The sequence below is a fragment of the Enterococcus sp. DIV0691 genome, assembly GCF_051711145.1.
In the GTDB taxonomy this organism is placed as follows: Bacteria; Bacillota; Bacilli; order Lactobacillales; family Enterococcaceae; genus Enterococcus_B; species Enterococcus_B hirae.
Genome location: NZ_JBIOLY010000001.1, coordinates 2,218,727 through 2,234,380 on the forward strand (window position 1 = coordinate 2,218,727; position 15,654 = coordinate 2,234,380).

Below are 15,654 nucleotides of genomic sequence, written 5' to 3' on the forward strand. Positions count from 1 at the left end.
AAAATTGAAAATAGCTTTTCATATTTTTAATTTTTTGAGCTTAATTCCGCAGAAGCAATGCTTTGAACGCCGTGTAAGAAGTCGTGAAAACATCGGGTAGCTCCGATGACAATAAGAAAGAATTTTTTGAAACAGCTTCTCATGTTTTGAAAAATTCAGGCTTATTTCAAGGAGCTGATGTTTGAACGCCGTGGATAAGGTCGTGAAAAGAGCGGTTTGACCTGAGAAATAGTGAAGAAAACTGAAAAATAGCTTCTCATATTTTGCAGTTTTTTGAACTATTATCAAAGGTCAGCTCTTTGAACGCCGTGTAAGAGGTCGTGAAAGAAGCGATCAGCTCCGAGCAAATAAGAGAGGATTTTTTAAAATAGCTTCCCATATTTTAGAAAATCATCGCTTATTGCTGAGGAGTTGCTTCTTGAACGCCATATAAGAGGTCGTGAACAACACGGCCTCCTTTAAGAATTAAGGGCGAAACATTGAAAAATAGCATTTCTTATTTTTTATTTTCGGACTTAATTCCGTAGAAGTGATACTGTGAGTGCCGTTTATTAATCGCTAAAAATAAGCAACATCAGGCTTGTTTCAAATCTCTTTGTTTACCGTCCGCTTTCTCGATAGATGACTTCTAAACAAAAGGCACAAGGTTCGTCATTCTCACGTCTTGAGCCATAGAGATCATAACAAACATGAAAGCCTTCTTCATAAATCTTTTCTAAGTTCATACGAGATTTTGAAAGTTCTTGTTTCACATTATCTGCTGGTGTTTGTACTTGATTTAATTCCCGTAAATGCTCTCTTAAACGTTGATTTTCCATTTCCAACGTTGTATTTTTTTCAACGATCTCATGTAATGCTTGCTTCATTTCCACCAATTCAGTTAATGTATTTCTTAGCTCTGATTCTAATTGGTTCAAGCCATCATATAATGATCTCTTATCCATTTATCTCACCTACCTGGATGAAGTTTTTCAATTCATCCCATTCATATTCGATTGGATTTTCCCGACCTGTTAATCGAACATTTACTAGTCGATTAAGTAAGTTCAAGCCGACAACTTTCCCTTTACCATCAGGAGTGTTAACCACTGTTCCAAAATCTGGAAGTTCTTTTTTTGCTAATTCATATTCTTCATTTTCATATTGCAAGCAACACATCAAACGTCCACACAACCCAGATATCTTAGTCGGGTTTAAGGACAAATTTTGATTTTTTGCCATTTTGATTGAAACTGGGACAAAATCTCCTAAAAAAGAAGCACAGCATAAAGGCCGTCCACATGGGCCAATTCCACCTAGCAATTTTGCTTCATCTCGTACTCCGATTTGTTGAAGTTCAATCCTAGTACGAAACACGGCAGCTAAGTCTTTGACTAATTCCCGAAAATCAATTCGTCCATCTGCTGTGAATGAAAAAATGAGTTTACTACGATCTAACGTATATTCTACATGAATGATCTTCATTTCTAACCCATGTTTTTTGACTTTTTCTTTCGCAATCAGCCTGGCTTGTTCTGCATCTTCTTTATTTTTTTGTTCTTTTTCGAGTTCTGCTTGTGTCGCTTTATGCAAAATTGAACTGATTTGCTCAGGCAATTCTTCCGGATCAAGTTCTGCTTTAGGAATGGCGACAGTTGCAATATGTAAGTTTTTTTGAGTTTCAACGATTACTTTCTCGTTGTATTCATACGTTAATTGACCAGGTTTAAAATAATAGATAGGACCTGCTTCTTTATAACGGACACCTACTACTTCGACCATTTCCATCCCCCTTGACCCTCATTTTTCCTGCTGTCTCAGCCAGTAATTGTTTGTAAAACAAACTGTTCCGCTACTGCTTGGAAGCTGACATTGCTTCTTAATTTCTGTTCCGCTAATAAAATACGCTCAATCGTCTGATTAATACGTGTTACTTTTCTAAAATTTTCTGCTATTAAAGCTTGTTGTAAAGCTTCTTGATAATAAAACATTAAGATCGATAAACCAGTAAATTGTTGCGATTTTTCTTTAAAAGTCTTTATTAACTTTTTTTGAACATAAATGAATGCTTGTGTATCATTTTTTTGCAAATACACAAACCACTGTTGAATCGAATCCTTAGCATCATTAAACCATTCATTTTGCGATATTTCAACTGCTTTTACGAAACTGTTCGTCAAGAAAGTCAAAAGTTTCGCTTTTTCTAAAGGAATCTGTGCTTGTTGTAATTTATAAATCAACGCATCTTTAGCCAGCTCCTGAAAATGCAAGATTTGGCAGCGTGATTGAATCGTTGGTAAGATTCGCCCAATCGAATCCGTTTCTAAGATCGCTAGAAAATCGCCTGGTGGTTCTTCTAAAAACTTAAGCAAACTATTTGCTGCACTTGCATTCATCTTTTCTGCTTCTTGAATAAGGAAAACTTTCTTCCGAGATTCATAACCACTACGACTAAATTCGGTTTGCAAACGTCTAATTTGATCGACTTTGATCGTTTGCCCTTCTGGTACGATCGTTAAAACGTCTGGATGTTCTTGGTTTTGGATTCGTTGACAATTATTGCATACTCCACAAGGAAGTTGTTCCTGCAGATTCGTACAAAACAGGTGTTGTGCTAACCAAATCCCCATTTCGTGTTTTCCCGTTCCTTTTTCGCCTTCAAAAAGATAAGCATGAGCGAGGCGCCCATGCTCAAAACTTCGTTGAAGCTGTTGATACACGATAGGTTGCATTTGATCCAGCGTAAATTCTTGATCCATGGCGCCTCCTAAAATTGATGAAATCCTTCAACTGGTAACACAAAGACGGTTGCTCCACCGACTTCAACTTCTACTGGATAAGGAACTCCACCGTCCATAGAGATATCCAACGTGACAGGTGTTGAAACAAATTGTTTTCTTGATTCACAAGTTTTTTTGATGATTTCTAATGCTTCTTCTACACGTTCGTCTTCAATCCCAACAATAAATGTACTGTTGCCAGCTTTCAAAAAGCCACCAGTTGAAGATAATTTTGTTGCACGGATATTGGCATCAATCAATTCATTGGATAAACGATTACTGTCTTTGTCTTGAATAATTGCTAAAATAATTTTCATATACAGTCACCTTCCTAGTTTTCAAAAAATTGTGGGTATTGTTCAACAATGGCTCTGTAACTTGTTTGAAGTACCTCTTCAAAGCTCTTTCTTGCATCAATTTTATAAATACGTTCAGGATTCTCTTCAGCTATTTTTAAATACGCATGACGTACTCGTTGATGAAATTCCAATCCTTCTGAATCTAATCGATCGATTTGACCTCTTCGGTTCTCTTTAATGCGATGCAATCCAGTATCTGAATCAATATCGAGATAAAGGGTAAAGTCAGGTGTCGTACCTTCTGTAGCAAATTCATTCAAGCGGGCAATCTCAGAAACACCAATTCTACGTCCCGCCCCTTGATAAGCCAATGAGCTGTCTACAAATCGATCACATAAAACAATGCTTCCTTCTGATAAAGCAGGTAGGACTTTCTCGACCAAATGCTGTCTTCTAGCCGCAGCATATAGCAAAGCTTCTGTCCGTTCATCCATCCGATCATTTTTAGGATCAAGGATAACTGCCCGAATCTCTTCGGCAATCGGGATCCCACCTGGTTCTCTTGTTTGAATGATCTTTGTTTTTGCTACTTTTTTCAAAAGAGGGAATAACTCATTTAGAATACTGGTTTTCCCAGCTCCATCTGGTCCCTCGATCGTAATAAATAGTCCGTTCACATTTTTGCCCCCATCTCTTGCGTTACTTCTTTATTGTAGCCGAAATTCTTTTTTATAGAAAATTTATAACTCGCGTCTGCCTTCTACCGCTTTTAACAGGGTCACTTCATCAGCATATTCGATATCCGAACCAACGGATAAGCCGTGGGCCAATCGAGTGACTTTGATACCAGCCGGTTTGATCAATCGTGAAAGATACATGGCAGTAGCTTCTCCTTCAGTGGTTGCATTTGTTGCAATGATCACTTCTTTCACTTGATCATCATGTAGGCGTTCAAGTAACGAAGAAATGTTGATATCTTCAGGTCCAGTCCCTTCCATTGGAGAAAGAACCCCATGTAGAACATGATAAAGCCCACGATATTCCCGCATTTTTTCTAACGCCATCACGTCTTTTGGTTCTTCGACAACTAAGATAACCCCACGATCTCTTGAAGGATCTTTACAAATCTCACATGGGTCTTCTTCTGTGATGTTGCCGCAAACACTACAAAAATGAAGATCTCGTTTGACACTTAACAACGATTTAGCAAATTCATTTACGATTTCATCTTTCATATCGATCGTGTAGAAAGCTAATCTTGTGGCTGTTTTCTGACCGATCCCTGGCAGTCTCATGTAACTATCGATCAATTTAGCAATTGGTTCTGGATATTGCATTTTCATTACCCCTTTAGGAAAAATTAGAAGGGTAACCCCTTAGTGTATTTTCCCATTGTTTTTTCAGATTCTGCATCGATTTTTGTCAAAGCATCATTGACAGCCATCATCAACAGGTCTTGCAGCATTTCTGTATCTTCAGGATCCACGACACCTTCACTGATTTGGATGTCTTTCATCCGACGATCACCTGTAAAAATAACTTTCACTAACTCATTGGTTGCTACACCAGTAAATTCTGTTTCGTTCAATTGTTCTTGTGCTTGAACCATCTCTTTTTGCATTTTTTGGACTTGTTTCATCATCCCTTGCATGTTTCCCATTCCGCGCATCATAATTGATCATTCTCCTTTTTTTATTTAATCATCAATGATTGTCACAACATCTGTGCCAAAGATTTCTTCGGCTTTCGTGACGATCGTTTCTTCACTTGGTGCTTGTTGAGGGATCAGTTCGATCTCTTCATCTGAATCTTCCGGAGCAAAAGAATCATCATTACTCCCGTCTTTTGCTTGGACTAAATAGTCTTTGCGGATCGTTGGCCAGCTTTCTCTCGTGATATAGACTGAATCTGGTGCATAGTCTTTGATCATTCGACTTAAATTATTATGGATCGCCAACTGTAATTCTTCGTCGTTGGCAGCTCGTTGACAAACAATCTCGTAATCAAACGCAATGACTAACCCAGTAGGACTAGCCGCAACTGGTTCACTTGCTTTAAGCATCGCTCGTTGTGTCACAGACAAACTCATCAACAAATCGTCCCAGACTTCTTTGACTTCATTCAAATGCTTTCTGGTCGCTTCTCTTAGAACCTGATACACTCGTTCAGTTGGTATCCGATACGTACTTGCTTGTTTCTTTTGAACAGGAGCTTGTGTTTGCTTGGCAGTAGTTGAAGGGGTTCCCCCATTCGTTTTGATCTCGTTGATCGCTTTTTTCAGCTCTTTGATCTCTGCTTGTAGCTGATTAATTAACTGACTGTCTACTTCACTTGCTTGGTTACTACTTGAAGGAGCAGCTGAACCAGAAGCTTGAGCTAGCTTGACAGTTGCTACTTCCAGATAGATCGTAGCACTATTAGTAAAACGAATCTCATTTTGTGTTTCACTCAAAATATGGATCATCTGAAAAAGTCGAGGTGCAGGTACTTCTTTTGCTAGTTCGACAAATGGTTCTCGAAGTGAAGTTGTTCGTTCTGCTACGAGATTTGGTGCTTGTTGGTACATCAGTAAATCACGACAATACTGTAAAAGATCTTCTAGAAAGCGCCGTGCTTCCTTACCAGCAGCTAAGATATCTGTTAATGATTCTAACGCTTTGGGCACTTCATTATTCACACAAGCGCCTAAAAATTCATCCATCATCTCGTTGGTTAGACTACCGGTAACTTGCATCGCATCATCCACAGTTACGACCCCATTACTAAAAGAAATCGCTTGGTCCATGATACTTAGCGCATCACGCATCCCGCCTTCTGCTGCTCGAGCAATAACCCCTAGTGCTGGTTCTTCATATTGTACGTCTGATTGCTTTAAAATGTATGCCAAATGCTCAACGATATCAGCTGCATTGATTCGTTTGAAATCAAAGCGTTGTGTTCTGGAAATGATCGTTGCTGGTATCTTATGTGGCTCGGTTGTTGCTAAAATAAAAATAACATTTTCTTTAGGTTCTTCTAAAGTTTTCAACAATGCATTGAACGCTCCGGTAGAAAGCATATGCACTTCATCTATGATATAGATTTTATAAGTTGCTTTTGTCGGTGCGTAGTTCGCTCGATCTCGAATAAAACGTATTTCTTCGACTCCGTTATTACTTGCTGCGTCGATTTCAATCACGTCTTCTTGTGTTCCCGCTGTAATCGACTGACACATTTCACAATGATTACAAGGTTCTCCATCTTGACTATTCGGACAGTTGATAGCTTTTGCAAAAATTTTAGCTGCACTCGTTTTACCAGTTCCTCGTGGTCCTGTAAATAGATAAGCATGAGAAGTTTTATGGGAAACGATAGCATTTTTCAACGTCTGTGTCACCGCTTTTTGCCCGACGATGTCTTCGAAACGCTGTGAACGCCAGACACGATAGAGTGCTTGATATGCCATGAAGATCCCCCTTTTTTGAAAAATTCACTATCTTTTATTATACGTGATTTTGCTAAAAAAAACTACTATAGTTATGAGAAGAATCATGATTTGTCGTTTGTAGTTACTTGTGTATTCCCCGATTCTTTCAAATAAATACTCACAAACAGCTTTCTCGATCTTCCTTGTTTTTTTCAACTGAAAGAAAATCAGCTAAACAGCTAATATCCATCTTCCGTCTGAGAGTTTTTCATTGCTCCTATGGTATAATAGAGTCATTCATTTAACAATCAACATTCATAAAGGGAGGAATTTTTTATGGGTCTTATCAAAGCAGCAACAAGCATGATCGGCGGTGGATTAGCAGATCAATGGATCGAAGTAATCGAACCAGCGGATATGAGCGATACAACAGTTATGACAAAAGGTGTGAAAGTACGTAAAGATGATAAACGTGGCTCCAATCGTAAAGGAACAGAGGATGTTCTAACTGACGGAACCGTTGTCCATGTCTATCCGAATATGATGATGCTCCTTGTAGATGGTGGTAAAATCATTGATTATACTGCCGAAGAAGGCTACTATACGATCAAAAATGACTCTGCTCCTTCCATGTTCAATGGTTCATTGAAAGGTGCGATCGCAGAAACTTTTGAACGTTTTAAATTCGGTGGCGTGACACCTCAAAAGCAACAAGTCTTTTATATCAATCTTCAAGAAATCAAAGGAATCAAGTTTGGTACCAGTGCGCCACTGAACTATTTTGACAATTTTTACAATGCTGAATTGTTCTTACGAGCTCATGGTACTTATTCGATCCATATTACTGATCCAATTTTGTTTTATACCAACGCTATTCCTAAAAACAAAACGCAAGTAGAAATCTCAGATATTAATGAGCAGTATCTGGCAGAATTTTTAACAGCTCTTCAAGCTGCGATTAACCAAATGTCTGCTGATGGTCAGCGCATTTCTTATGTTCCATCAAAAAGCTTAGAATTAAGTAAATACATGGGCAATGTTTTAGATGAATCTTGGAATGAATTACGTGGTATGGAAATCGTTTCTGTCGCAGTAGCAAGTATTTCTTACACAGATGATTCAGTGAAATTGATCAATATGCGTAATGAAGGTGCGATGTTGGGAGATCCAAGTGTCCGTGAAGGCTATGTTCAAGGTTCGATTGCTCGTGGGATGGAAGCAGCTGGTAAAAATGATGCCGGCGCGATGACTGGCTTTATGGGCATGGGAATGGGAATGAATGCTAATGGTTCTTACCTTTCACAAGCAGCACAAAATAACCAGGAACAAATCAAACAACAAGCTGAAAAACAAAACCAACAAACCGCTCAAGGGAGCAATGATACTTGGACATGTCCAGTCTGCGGAACTGAAAATACGGGAAAATTCTGTTCTAACTGTGGGGCAGCCAAGCCAGTTGCAAATGTCCAACCAAAGTTACAAATGAAATGTAGTGAATGTAACGAAGTGGTCGATCTTTCAAATGGTATCCCTAAGTTTTGTCCAAATTGTGGAAAACCATTCAAAGGAATCCCACTCGACTAAGTTTTAGAAAGGTGTGGATAGAATGGACGTTCTTACACATAAATGCCCAAACTGTGGGGGTCCTCTCACGTTTGATCCAAAAGATCAAAAATTCCACTGTGACTATTGTTTAAATGTTTACACTGAGGAAGAAGTCAGTCAGTACGAACAAGAACAAAAAGCAGCCCGAGGGATTCACTCAGAAGATCAACCACCTTCCCAACAAGATTCTGAAAAAGATTTTACTTTTACTGCAGATGAACAGTTGGAGCAGATGGATGAAGCAGAACGAAAAGCGTTTGAAGAAGCTGGTGGTTTTTCTGATCCTAGCGATCAAGCAACACCAGCTGAATCAGCGGAAGAAGAAACAGAAGCAACGATGGAACTATTTCTTTGTCCAAGCTGTGGAGCAGAGATCGTGACCGATGCAACAACGGCTGCTACTTACTGCTACTATTGTCACAATCCAGTTGTTTTATCCGGACGGTTAAGTGGAAAATTACTGCCAAATAAAGTCTTACCATTTGCAGTCGAAAAAGAAGAGGCGGTCGAAAAATTCTTAGCTTGGACAAAGAAAAAATGGTTTGTACCCAAAGAATTTTTCAACAAAGACCAAATCGACAAACTAACTGGCGTTTATTTTCCTTATTGGACAACGGATGCAACCGTTGACGGCTCTATGCAAGCGACCGGAACAGTGATTCGTATTTGGCGAGTGGGTGACATCGAGTATACAGAAACCAAACAGTTTGCTGTTCATCGAGAAGGCTCACTTTCCTTTAAAGAACTAGTAAAAAATGCATTGTCCAAGAATACCCAACAAAAAATGGTGGAAGCAGTCCAACCGTTTCCATTGAACAAGGCAATTGACTTCAAAAGTCAGTATCTGGCAGGGTTTCAAGCAGAAAAACGAGATATCGAATATGAAGCAATCAAATCACAAGTGCAAGATGAACTGCAAGATTACTCCGAGAAATTGTTACGTGACACCGCAAATGGTTATACCACATTGACCAATGTTCGGACTTCGACAGATATCACTAGTGAGAATAATGAATATGTTCTTTTACCGGTATGGTTAGTCACTTATCGCAGTAGTGATGCCAATAAGAAAGTCTATTATTACGCCATGAATGGTCAAACAGGTAAAGTCAGCGGTGTTTTACCCATCAGTCATAAAAAACTGGGCTTGACGGCTTTTGGAATCTTTGCTGTATTGGCGATCCTCTTTATGATTGGAGGATACTTGATATGAAAAAAAGAATTTTACTTTTCTTTCTAGTCCTATTCGGTTTCTTTTGGAGTTCTTCCGTTGACGCTGCTACACCCGCAGTGAACGATGAAGCTGGTTTGTTCACGCAAGAGCAGATCCAATCTTTAGAGCAACAAATCCAGCCTATCAATGAGAAGATCAAAGGACAAATCTTTATCGTAACGACGACTTCCAACTCAGAAGAACCTCGAACGTTTGCAGATGATTACTTAAGAAATGCGATCGGTAATGATCAAAATGGGGCTGTTCTGTTGTTAGATATGGGACAACGTGAGATTTACATTTCAACTTCTGGTAATATGATCGATTATCTTGATGATGCTCGGATCAATGACACGTTAGATGATGTCTACGACCAAATGACGAATTCGGCTTATTTTGCAGCAGCTCAAGCCTATTTGACTAAAACTTCAGAATATGTAGAAGCTGGAGTTCCTGGAGGACATTATCAAATTGATGAAGAGACTGGTAAGATCACGCGGTATAAAGTGTTGACGACGACTGAAATAGTGATTTCTATCATCTTAGCCCTGGCATTGAGCCTCGTATTCTACTTTGTAACAGTTTCGAGGTATCAGTTGAAATCAGGAACTTATAAATACCCATTTAGAGAAAAATCAAACGTAAAATTAACGGATAAAACAGATCGCTTAACCAACTCCTTTGTCACTACACGCAGGATTCCAAAAAGCCCACCTCCTGGTAGCGGCGGTGGCGGAAGTACGACTCATTCCAGCGGTGGCGGGACTTTCGGTGGTGGTGGTCGAAGCTTTTAAAGCACCACAATAGGAACAATCATCCATAAATTAAGATGCTTCCTTCATGCATTGTCGTCAGCTAAAGCTGATACAACTACATGAAGGAAGCATCTTATGTTTTCCACTGATCCTATTTAAAAGATAATATTGTCTTCTAATAAATCCATATTGGTGATAATGATCCGATGATCTTTAACGGTGATTATCCCATTTTCTTTCAGTTGTTTTAAGATCCTACTCACACTACTAGCGGTAGAGATTCCGCAAAACTTGGCGATTTCTTCATTAGTGATCACAAAATCGATCATCATGCCTTCCTCTGTCCGAACCCCAAATAAATCATATAACTCGTAAAGTTGCGTACATACAGCACCTAATTTCCCATTTAAAAGCATTTGTTGCATTTTTTTCATGGAATACAGCAAACGATACCGATAATACTCTTTTACATAGTGTTGCATCTTTGGATCTTCGTTGATATGTTCCCAAAATTTCACTCGATTGATTCGATAAAATTCTGCATATTCAGATTCAATCCGAATATTGTACGGCGAATCAATAAACTGCGAATATTCATCTTTTAAAAGTGAAACAATCTCTAGATCTTTAATATACCTCAAGTTGAACTCACGACCATCATTTGAGATGACACTTGCTTTGACCGTGCCTTCTTTTAAAATATACGTGTAACAATCCTCCACTCCTTCAAAAGTTAGATACTTATGATATCTTTTTCGTACAATTGGAAATTGATTTTTCTCTAAATATTCCTTTAGCACTCTGCTGTCCAATCATGCTCCCCCATCCAAACATTTATCTAAAAAAATAATACAAGATTTCTAAGTATTTTAAAGCCCAAAGGTATTTTACTAATGATATTAACATTTGTTAAGTACCATTTTAAATTATGTCTGTGATTTTTTTCTTCTTTTCGTTTCGTTATACTGCGAATGTAAAAAAAAATGAAAGAATTGAGGAAAAAATATGAACTACTGGATGAAAACAATTATTAATCGACTTGAAACAGCTTATCAAACAAGATTTGACATGAAAGCTTCTTTGGTTTTCTTAAATGATGCTTACCAAAATTCGATTGAATTGATCAAAGCAGTCGATGAAAAACCATCGAACGAATTAGAAGAATTTTTAGAATTATTTATGACGACTCGAGACTTGTTCATTCGTCAATTGGTCGATCGCTATCCATCAAATTACCACGATGTTGAAGTACAAATCCAAAAATTAAAAGCTTATTCAGATTAAGGGGTAAACACAAAGCAAATGGAAAAAAAATTATTCAATAAACATTTTATCGGAATCACTCTTATTAATTTCATTGTCTATTTAATTTATTATTTACTGATGGTCATTATTGCCGTTATTGCTCAAGATGATTTACATGCTAGTATGAGCCAAGCAGGTTTTGCTTCTGGTATCTACATCATAGGTACACTTTTGGCTCGTTTATTTATGGGTAAACAACTTGAATTATTTGGGCGCAAGTTTACTTTGCGTGGTGGAGCGATTTTTTATTTACTCTCTACTTTAGCCTATCTTTTCACCCCAACGATCGGCGTATTATATCTGGTACGTTTTTTAAATGGGTTTGGCTACGGGACCGTTTCGACAGCAACCAATGCGATCGTCACTGCCTATATTCCTGAATCAAAAAAAGGAGAAGGGATCAATTATTATGGTTTAAGTACTAGTTTAGCCGCTGCTATCGGACCCTTTTTAGGAATGATCTTGCTTAATCTGACTGATTTTCATTTTATTATTTGGTTTTCTATCGTTTTAGTTTTTCTTGTAACGATTGCCTGTCTGATGTTCCCAGTCAAAAACATTGATTTATCTGATACTCAAAGAAAATCACTACAATCTTGGAGTATCCATGGATTCATTGAGAAAAAAGCATTGTTCATTACAGGAATCGCCTTTTTGATGGGTCTTTCTTATTCAAGTGTTTTGTCCTTCTTGTCTTCTTATACGAAAGTCATTCATTTAGTCGCTGCAGGCTCCTTTTTCTTTGTGGTCTATGCGTTAGTTATCACCTTCACTCGCCCATTGACGGGACGTATTTTTGATGCTAAAGGCGAACAGTATGTCATGTATCCTAGCTATTTGTTCTTGACTGCTGGCTTGTTTCTACTAAGTGCGACAACAAACAGCATCACCTTACTTATTTCAGGCGCACTCGTTGGTTTAGGTTACGGGACTTTCATGTCAAACGGACAAGCAGTTTGTTTGAAAATCGTCAAAGAACACCGTATCAGTATCGCTCTTTCAACTTACTTCATCGGATTAGATCTAGGTCTAGGTGTTGGCCCCTACTTGATGGGAATATTGAAATCTTATACGTCATTTAGAGGATTATACATTGTTTCTGGTATCATTCCTTTGATCTGTACAGTTCTCTATATCATTTATAATAAAAAAAAGAGCCACTCAGCAAAACTTGAATGGAATTAGTGATGAACTGAAACTGATTCAAGAAACGAATAAAAGGTGTTGAAGTATTCACCTCTAGCAAAACATTGGCCGAAGAATCCAAAGATAGAAGAAACTATTTTTGGATTCTTCGGCTTATTTTCATGATTAGATACTTCTGTCAAAACTCCTTTTTGTTCAGAAACAATCACTCAACTTTTATTCTGCTAACCCATAAACTTCTAGTTCATAAAGACGGACAGCTGTATCTGCACCTTGAGTTGGTTGATCGATGATGACTCTCACAAATCGGGCAGTCGTTGCTGCAAAGGTATTTAGCGTTGAACCTTGCGTATTATTAGTTGTTCGCGAAACTTCTTGGAAATTTTCTCCGTCTGCACTCACTTCTATAGTATAAGCTTTGGTATTCATGCCTACACTTTCTCCTCCTGCAGAAGCGTGAGCCATGCGCACTTCACTGATCAATTTAGCTGTTCCTAAATCAACCGTGATGGTATGTGGCGCACTCCCTACAGCACACCATTTTGTTCCAAGATCACCATCGACAGCAAACTTTGGTGCCTCTGATTCATTCACATATGAAGAGGCTTCTGCTTTGGCACCTTTAGATAATAAACTCAGACCAGCTTGGGCATTCTTGGTAACCGTAACGATCCCTTTCATTTCAGTTGTCGTTTCTCCTGCTTCATTGATCGCTGTCAATTCTACATCGTAGCTTCCTTCTTTTGAATAAGTGACACGAGGCTGTTGCTCTGTACTTGACTCTACATCAGCACCTTTGAATGTCCACTTTAAACTTTGGGTATTTCGTGAAGAGGTGTTCGTAAAAGTGATCGGTTCTCCTGGCGCTACCAAAGTTTTTGAGACAGTAAAGGAAGCACGTGGTAACTGAACAGGTGGCCAGTCAAAACCGATTGGTCTGGAAGGTTCACCCTTGTTGCCATAGATATCAACTGGCACAACTTCGATAGCTGTAGCTGTTGCATTTTGACGTTCTAAGCCATTGATAAAATAATTCTCAGCAGGTGTGGCTCCGATAAAGACACGTGTTCCATCGTCTAAAACTCGGTAAATTTCATAGTGTTTGATGCGATCTGCTTGTAGACTAGTCCAAGATAGTCTGATCCCGGCAAACATTGCTTCTTCGTCAAATGACAAATCATCGAATGTAACATCATTGACTGCTGTTGGACTCAGCACTTTTTTAGGTGTCGCAGAAATTTGACCTAAGAATAACTCATAATTCTCACTTGCTTTTGCTGAGGCTACCTCATAGGCAATCGACGTTACTTCTTTTCCAGTTGCTTTATTCAAAGGATAAGAAACCGTTGTCCAGTCATTCCCTATTTTTTTATTGCCATTAAACGTTTCAAATGTACCATCAGCAAAACCTAACACTAGTTTCAACGTGGTTCGATCAGATGCTTTGGCTGTCGTCGTAAATGACATGTTTTTTTCGACTTTGACTTTTGTTTGATACAGTTTGATCTTACTTGTTACTTTTTCCGCAAGTTTTCCTTTAAAAGCCAAGGAACTCCCACCATTAAAAGCAGTAGTATAGTCCACACTACCAGCTAATTTATTGCCAGCTCCTTCTTCGATAATATAGCGGTAAGTCGGCATGATATCTTGGAGACTTCGATTATTCCATTCATTTGTTGAAACTTGTTGCCCATTGCTAAAATAGCTGTAACCATTTCCAACATTGAAATTGGTGATAAAAGGCCATTGCGTAATAGCGGTTTGTTCAACCGAAAAAGTAGAGATTCCAGGCCAACTTGTGTCGGTTGGTAGTGTACTTTTAGTAGGATCCCCTTGTTCATTGATCCAGAATTTTTCTTCTTTTTGTTGGTAGTCCATTGGGTCATTGGAAGAAGAATAGGTCCAACTTGGGACGTAAAGCCCTAGTGAAGTATAGGGTATTCCCTTCTTATCCGTAAACAAATCCCATCTGACCGGTGTATCGTACCCTTTTTCTTGGACATCGATTCCCGCAAATAAATCATAGGGATCAATGGCTAAACTTTCTGCTTTTTCTTTTGATTTACGCAATAGATCTTGGCCTGCTAAGCTAGAGGTATTCCACCAAAAATTCAAAAACATGCTATCTGCTACTGGATTCAAATCTGCATCCACTAAATAATCTTGGTTTTGATCAGTCAACGCATTCTGCCAATCCATTTTCCCATCACTTGTCATGGAATCGTACCACATAACCTCTAACGCTCCAGCTGATTTTTGTTTAAATTCCACAATCAGTTCTTTCATTAAATCAGCGTGCTTTTTCGTTAGATTGGTTTCTGTCTCTTGATTGATGAACCATCCATCAAACCCATATCTTTGTGCAACTTCGATCATCTTGTCCACGATTGGAAAATGACCTTGATCATCTTTTTCTAAAAAAGTATTCAACCATTCGATTTTTCCGCCATGGCCCCCTTGCGGAAAAAAGATCGTACCTAAAACAGGCACACCATTTTTATGCGCCGCATCGGTAACATCTGGGCTTGGCGGAACAATAATACCTTCGCCAGCTGAGCCTCCCCAATAAACCAATTGATCAATATATTGCCAATTCGAAAAAACATTTGCATCAAACTGATTGCTCCCTCTTGGTGCATTTCCACTAGTGCTATTATTCATGATCGAAAGTGCGACAACCTTCATCTTTTCGTTTTGGGTAGTATTCGATTTTAATAAGTGCGATTTTTCCACTCGTGTGGCTAAAGGCTCAACACTAACATTGTATTTCGCATCTGTATCCTGATCAAACGTCCATTTAAGCAATTCATCAGGGAACCAGTAAGAGGACTCCGGTTGATTATCCATCGAAACCCTTGCCTCGGGATTTGTGGTATCTACTTGTGCATAAACGACCGGTTCTTTCAGTGCAATTCCCATCATCACCGTTACCAATAATCCAGCTAAAGTACCTTCTAACTTCTTCATTACTTCCTCCTATGATTTGATCTTATCTAATCGCTTGCTGCAACTGTCCACTCGCTACTCCTTTCTTAATTATTATCTTCCACAATTTATGATAGCGCTTACTAAAAAAGGTGTACATGAACAAACTATAGCTTTCTTGATACAAATTATAGGTGTTATCAATGAATGAATTTTATGAGAACATCCACTTTTATTGGTC

General features: G+C 38.6%; 15 protein-coding genes. 5 read left to right on the forward strand and 10 right to left on the reverse strand.

Annotated elements, in window-relative coordinates:
• Positions 1–599: 599 nt before the first annotated feature.
• From IGJ11_RS10230 to dnaX, 8 genes are all read right to left on the reverse strand, one after another.
• The gene (locus IGJ11_RS10230; protein WP_010718685.1) at positions 600–944 is read right to left on the reverse strand and encodes a DNA replication initiation control protein YabA; all 345 of its coding nucleotides are present in this window, start codon (positions 942–944) and stop codon (positions 600–602) included.
• Entirely contained in the window at positions 937–1,761 is an 825-nt protein-coding gene (locus IGJ11_RS10235; RefSeq protein WP_207431726.1) for a PSP1 domain-containing protein, read from the reverse strand. The genes IGJ11_RS10230 and IGJ11_RS10235 overlap by 8 nt, the downstream gene beginning before the upstream one ends.
• A 35-nt stretch (positions 1,762–1,796) precedes the next feature.
• Complete coding sequence (gene holB, locus IGJ11_RS10240; RefSeq protein ID WP_207431728.1) at positions 1,797–2,738, reverse strand: DNA polymerase III subunit delta'; 942 nt, start codon at positions 2,736–2,738, stop codon at positions 1,797–1,799.
• Between the two features lie 8 nt (positions 2,739–2,746).
• Positions 2,747–3,076, reverse strand: coding sequence for a cyclic-di-AMP receptor (locus tag IGJ11_RS10245; RefSeq protein WP_010718688.1), 330 nt, complete (start codon positions 3,074–3,076; stop codon positions 2,747–2,749).
• 14 nt (positions 3,077–3,090) lie between these two features.
• Positions 3,091–3,735, reverse strand: a complete 645-nt coding sequence (tmk, locus tag IGJ11_RS10250; protein ID WP_010718689.1) for a dTMP kinase — start codon at positions 3,733–3,735, stop codon at positions 3,091–3,093.
• Between the two features lie 63 nt (positions 3,736–3,798).
• Positions 3,799–4,395, reverse strand: coding sequence for a recombination mediator RecR (recR, locus tag IGJ11_RS10255; protein WP_010718690.1), 597 nt, complete (start codon positions 4,393–4,395; stop codon positions 3,799–3,801).
• A 23-nt stretch (positions 4,396–4,418) separates the two neighbouring features.
• Positions 4,419–4,730, reverse strand: coding sequence for a YbaB/EbfC family nucleoid-associated protein (locus IGJ11_RS10260; protein WP_010718691.1), 312 nt, complete (start codon positions 4,728–4,730; stop codon positions 4,419–4,421).
• Between the two features lie 24 nt (positions 4,731–4,754).
• Positions 4,755–6,503: a DNA polymerase III subunit gamma/tau gene (gene dnaX / locus IGJ11_RS10265; RefSeq protein WP_251849678.1), complete on the reverse strand. Its 1,749-nt coding sequence runs from the start codon at positions 6,501–6,503 to the stop codon at positions 4,755–4,757.
• 297 nt (positions 6,504–6,800) lie between these two features.
• On the opposite strand from dnaX, the gene IGJ11_RS10270 reads away from it, so the two are divergent.
• The 3 genes from IGJ11_RS10270 to IGJ11_RS10280 are packed head-to-tail and all read left to right on the forward strand — an operon-like array spanning position 6,801 to position 10,076.
• Positions 6,801–8,048, forward strand: a complete 1,248-nt coding sequence (locus tag IGJ11_RS10270; protein ID WP_010718693.1) for an SPFH domain-containing protein — start codon at positions 6,801–6,803, stop codon at positions 8,046–8,048.
• 22 nt (positions 8,049–8,070) lie between these two features.
• Complete coding sequence (locus IGJ11_RS10275; protein WP_207431729.1) at positions 8,071–9,282, forward strand: TFIIB-type zinc ribbon-containing protein; 1,212 nt, start codon at positions 8,071–8,073, stop codon at positions 9,280–9,282.
• Complete coding sequence (locus IGJ11_RS10280) at positions 9,279–10,076, forward strand: TPM domain-containing protein (RefSeq protein ID WP_010738043.1); 798 nt, start codon at positions 9,279–9,281, stop codon at positions 10,074–10,076. Before IGJ11_RS10275 ends, IGJ11_RS10280 begins: the two co-directional genes overlap by 4 nt.
• Positions 10,077–10,192: 116 nt before the next feature.
• Here the strand turns inward: IGJ11_RS10280 and IGJ11_RS10285 are convergent, their stop codons facing one another.
• Positions 10,193–10,849: a Crp/Fnr family transcriptional regulator gene (locus IGJ11_RS10285; protein WP_010738044.1), complete on the reverse strand. Its 657-nt coding sequence runs from the start codon at positions 10,847–10,849 to the stop codon at positions 10,193–10,195.
• Positions 10,850–11,042: 193 nt separating this feature from the next.
• Here IGJ11_RS10285 and IGJ11_RS10290 point away from each other — a divergent pair, with 193 nt between their 5' ends.
• Both IGJ11_RS10290 and IGJ11_RS10295 read left to right on the forward strand, forming a co-directional pair.
• Complete coding sequence (locus IGJ11_RS10290; protein WP_010718697.1) at positions 11,043–11,321, forward strand: hypothetical protein; 279 nt, start codon at positions 11,043–11,045, stop codon at positions 11,319–11,321.
• Positions 11,322–11,339: 18 nt separating this feature from the next.
• Complete coding sequence (locus IGJ11_RS10295) at positions 11,340–12,527, forward strand: MFS transporter (protein ID WP_010718698.1); 1,188 nt, start codon at positions 11,340–11,342, stop codon at positions 12,525–12,527.
• A gap of 177 nt (positions 12,528–12,704) precedes the next feature.
• On the opposite strand, the gene IGJ11_RS10300 is transcribed toward IGJ11_RS10295, so the two are convergent.
• Entirely contained in the window at positions 12,705–15,455 is a 2,751-nt protein-coding gene (locus IGJ11_RS10300; protein ID WP_207431731.1) for an endo-beta-N-acetylglucosaminidase, read from the reverse strand.
• Between the last annotated feature and the right edge of the window lie 199 nt (positions 15,456–15,654).

Coding starts and splice junctions, on each gene's coding strand:
- IGJ11_RS10230 (WP_010718685.1), bottom strand. CDS start 944: ATGGATAAGAGATCATTATATGATGGCTTGAACCAATTAGAATCAGAG.
- IGJ11_RS10235 (WP_207431726.1), bottom strand. CDS start 1,761: ATGGTCGAAGTAGTAGGTGTCCGTTATAAAGAAGCAGGTCCTATCTAT.
- holB (WP_207431728.1), bottom strand. CDS start 2,738: ATGGATCAAGAATTTACGCTGGATCAAATGCAACCTATCGTGTATCAA.
- IGJ11_RS10245 (WP_010718688.1), bottom strand. CDS start 3,076: ATGAAAATTATTTTAGCAATTATTCAAGACAAAGACAGTAATCGTTTA.
- recR (WP_010718690.1), bottom strand. CDS start 4,395: ATGCAATATCCAGAACCAATTGCTAAATTGATCGATAGTTACATGAGA.
- IGJ11_RS10260 (WP_010718691.1), bottom strand. CDS start 4,730: ATGATGCGCGGAATGGGAAACATGCAAGGGATGATGAAACAAGTCCAA.
- dnaX (WP_251849678.1), bottom strand. CDS start 6,503: ATGGCATATCAAGCACTCTATCGTGTCTGGCGTTCACAGCGTTTCGAA.
- IGJ11_RS10270 (WP_010718693.1), top strand. CDS start 6,801: ATGGGTCTTATCAAAGCAGCAACAAGCATGATCGGCGGTGGATTAGCA.
- IGJ11_RS10275 (WP_207431729.1), top strand. CDS start 8,071: ATGGACGTTCTTACACATAAATGCCCAAACTGTGGGGGTCCTCTCACG.
- IGJ11_RS10280 (WP_010738043.1), top strand. CDS start 9,279: ATGAAAAAAAGAATTTTACTTTTCTTTCTAGTCCTATTCGGTTTCTTT.
- IGJ11_RS10290 (WP_010718697.1), top strand. CDS start 11,043: ATGAACTACTGGATGAAAACAATTATTAATCGACTTGAAACAGCTTAT.
- IGJ11_RS10295 (WP_010718698.1), top strand. CDS start 11,340: ATGGAAAAAAAATTATTCAATAAACATTTTATCGGAATCACTCTTATT.
- IGJ11_RS10300 (WP_207431731.1), bottom strand. CDS start 15,455: ATGAAGAAGTTAGAAGGTACTTTAGCTGGATTATTGGTAACGGTGATG.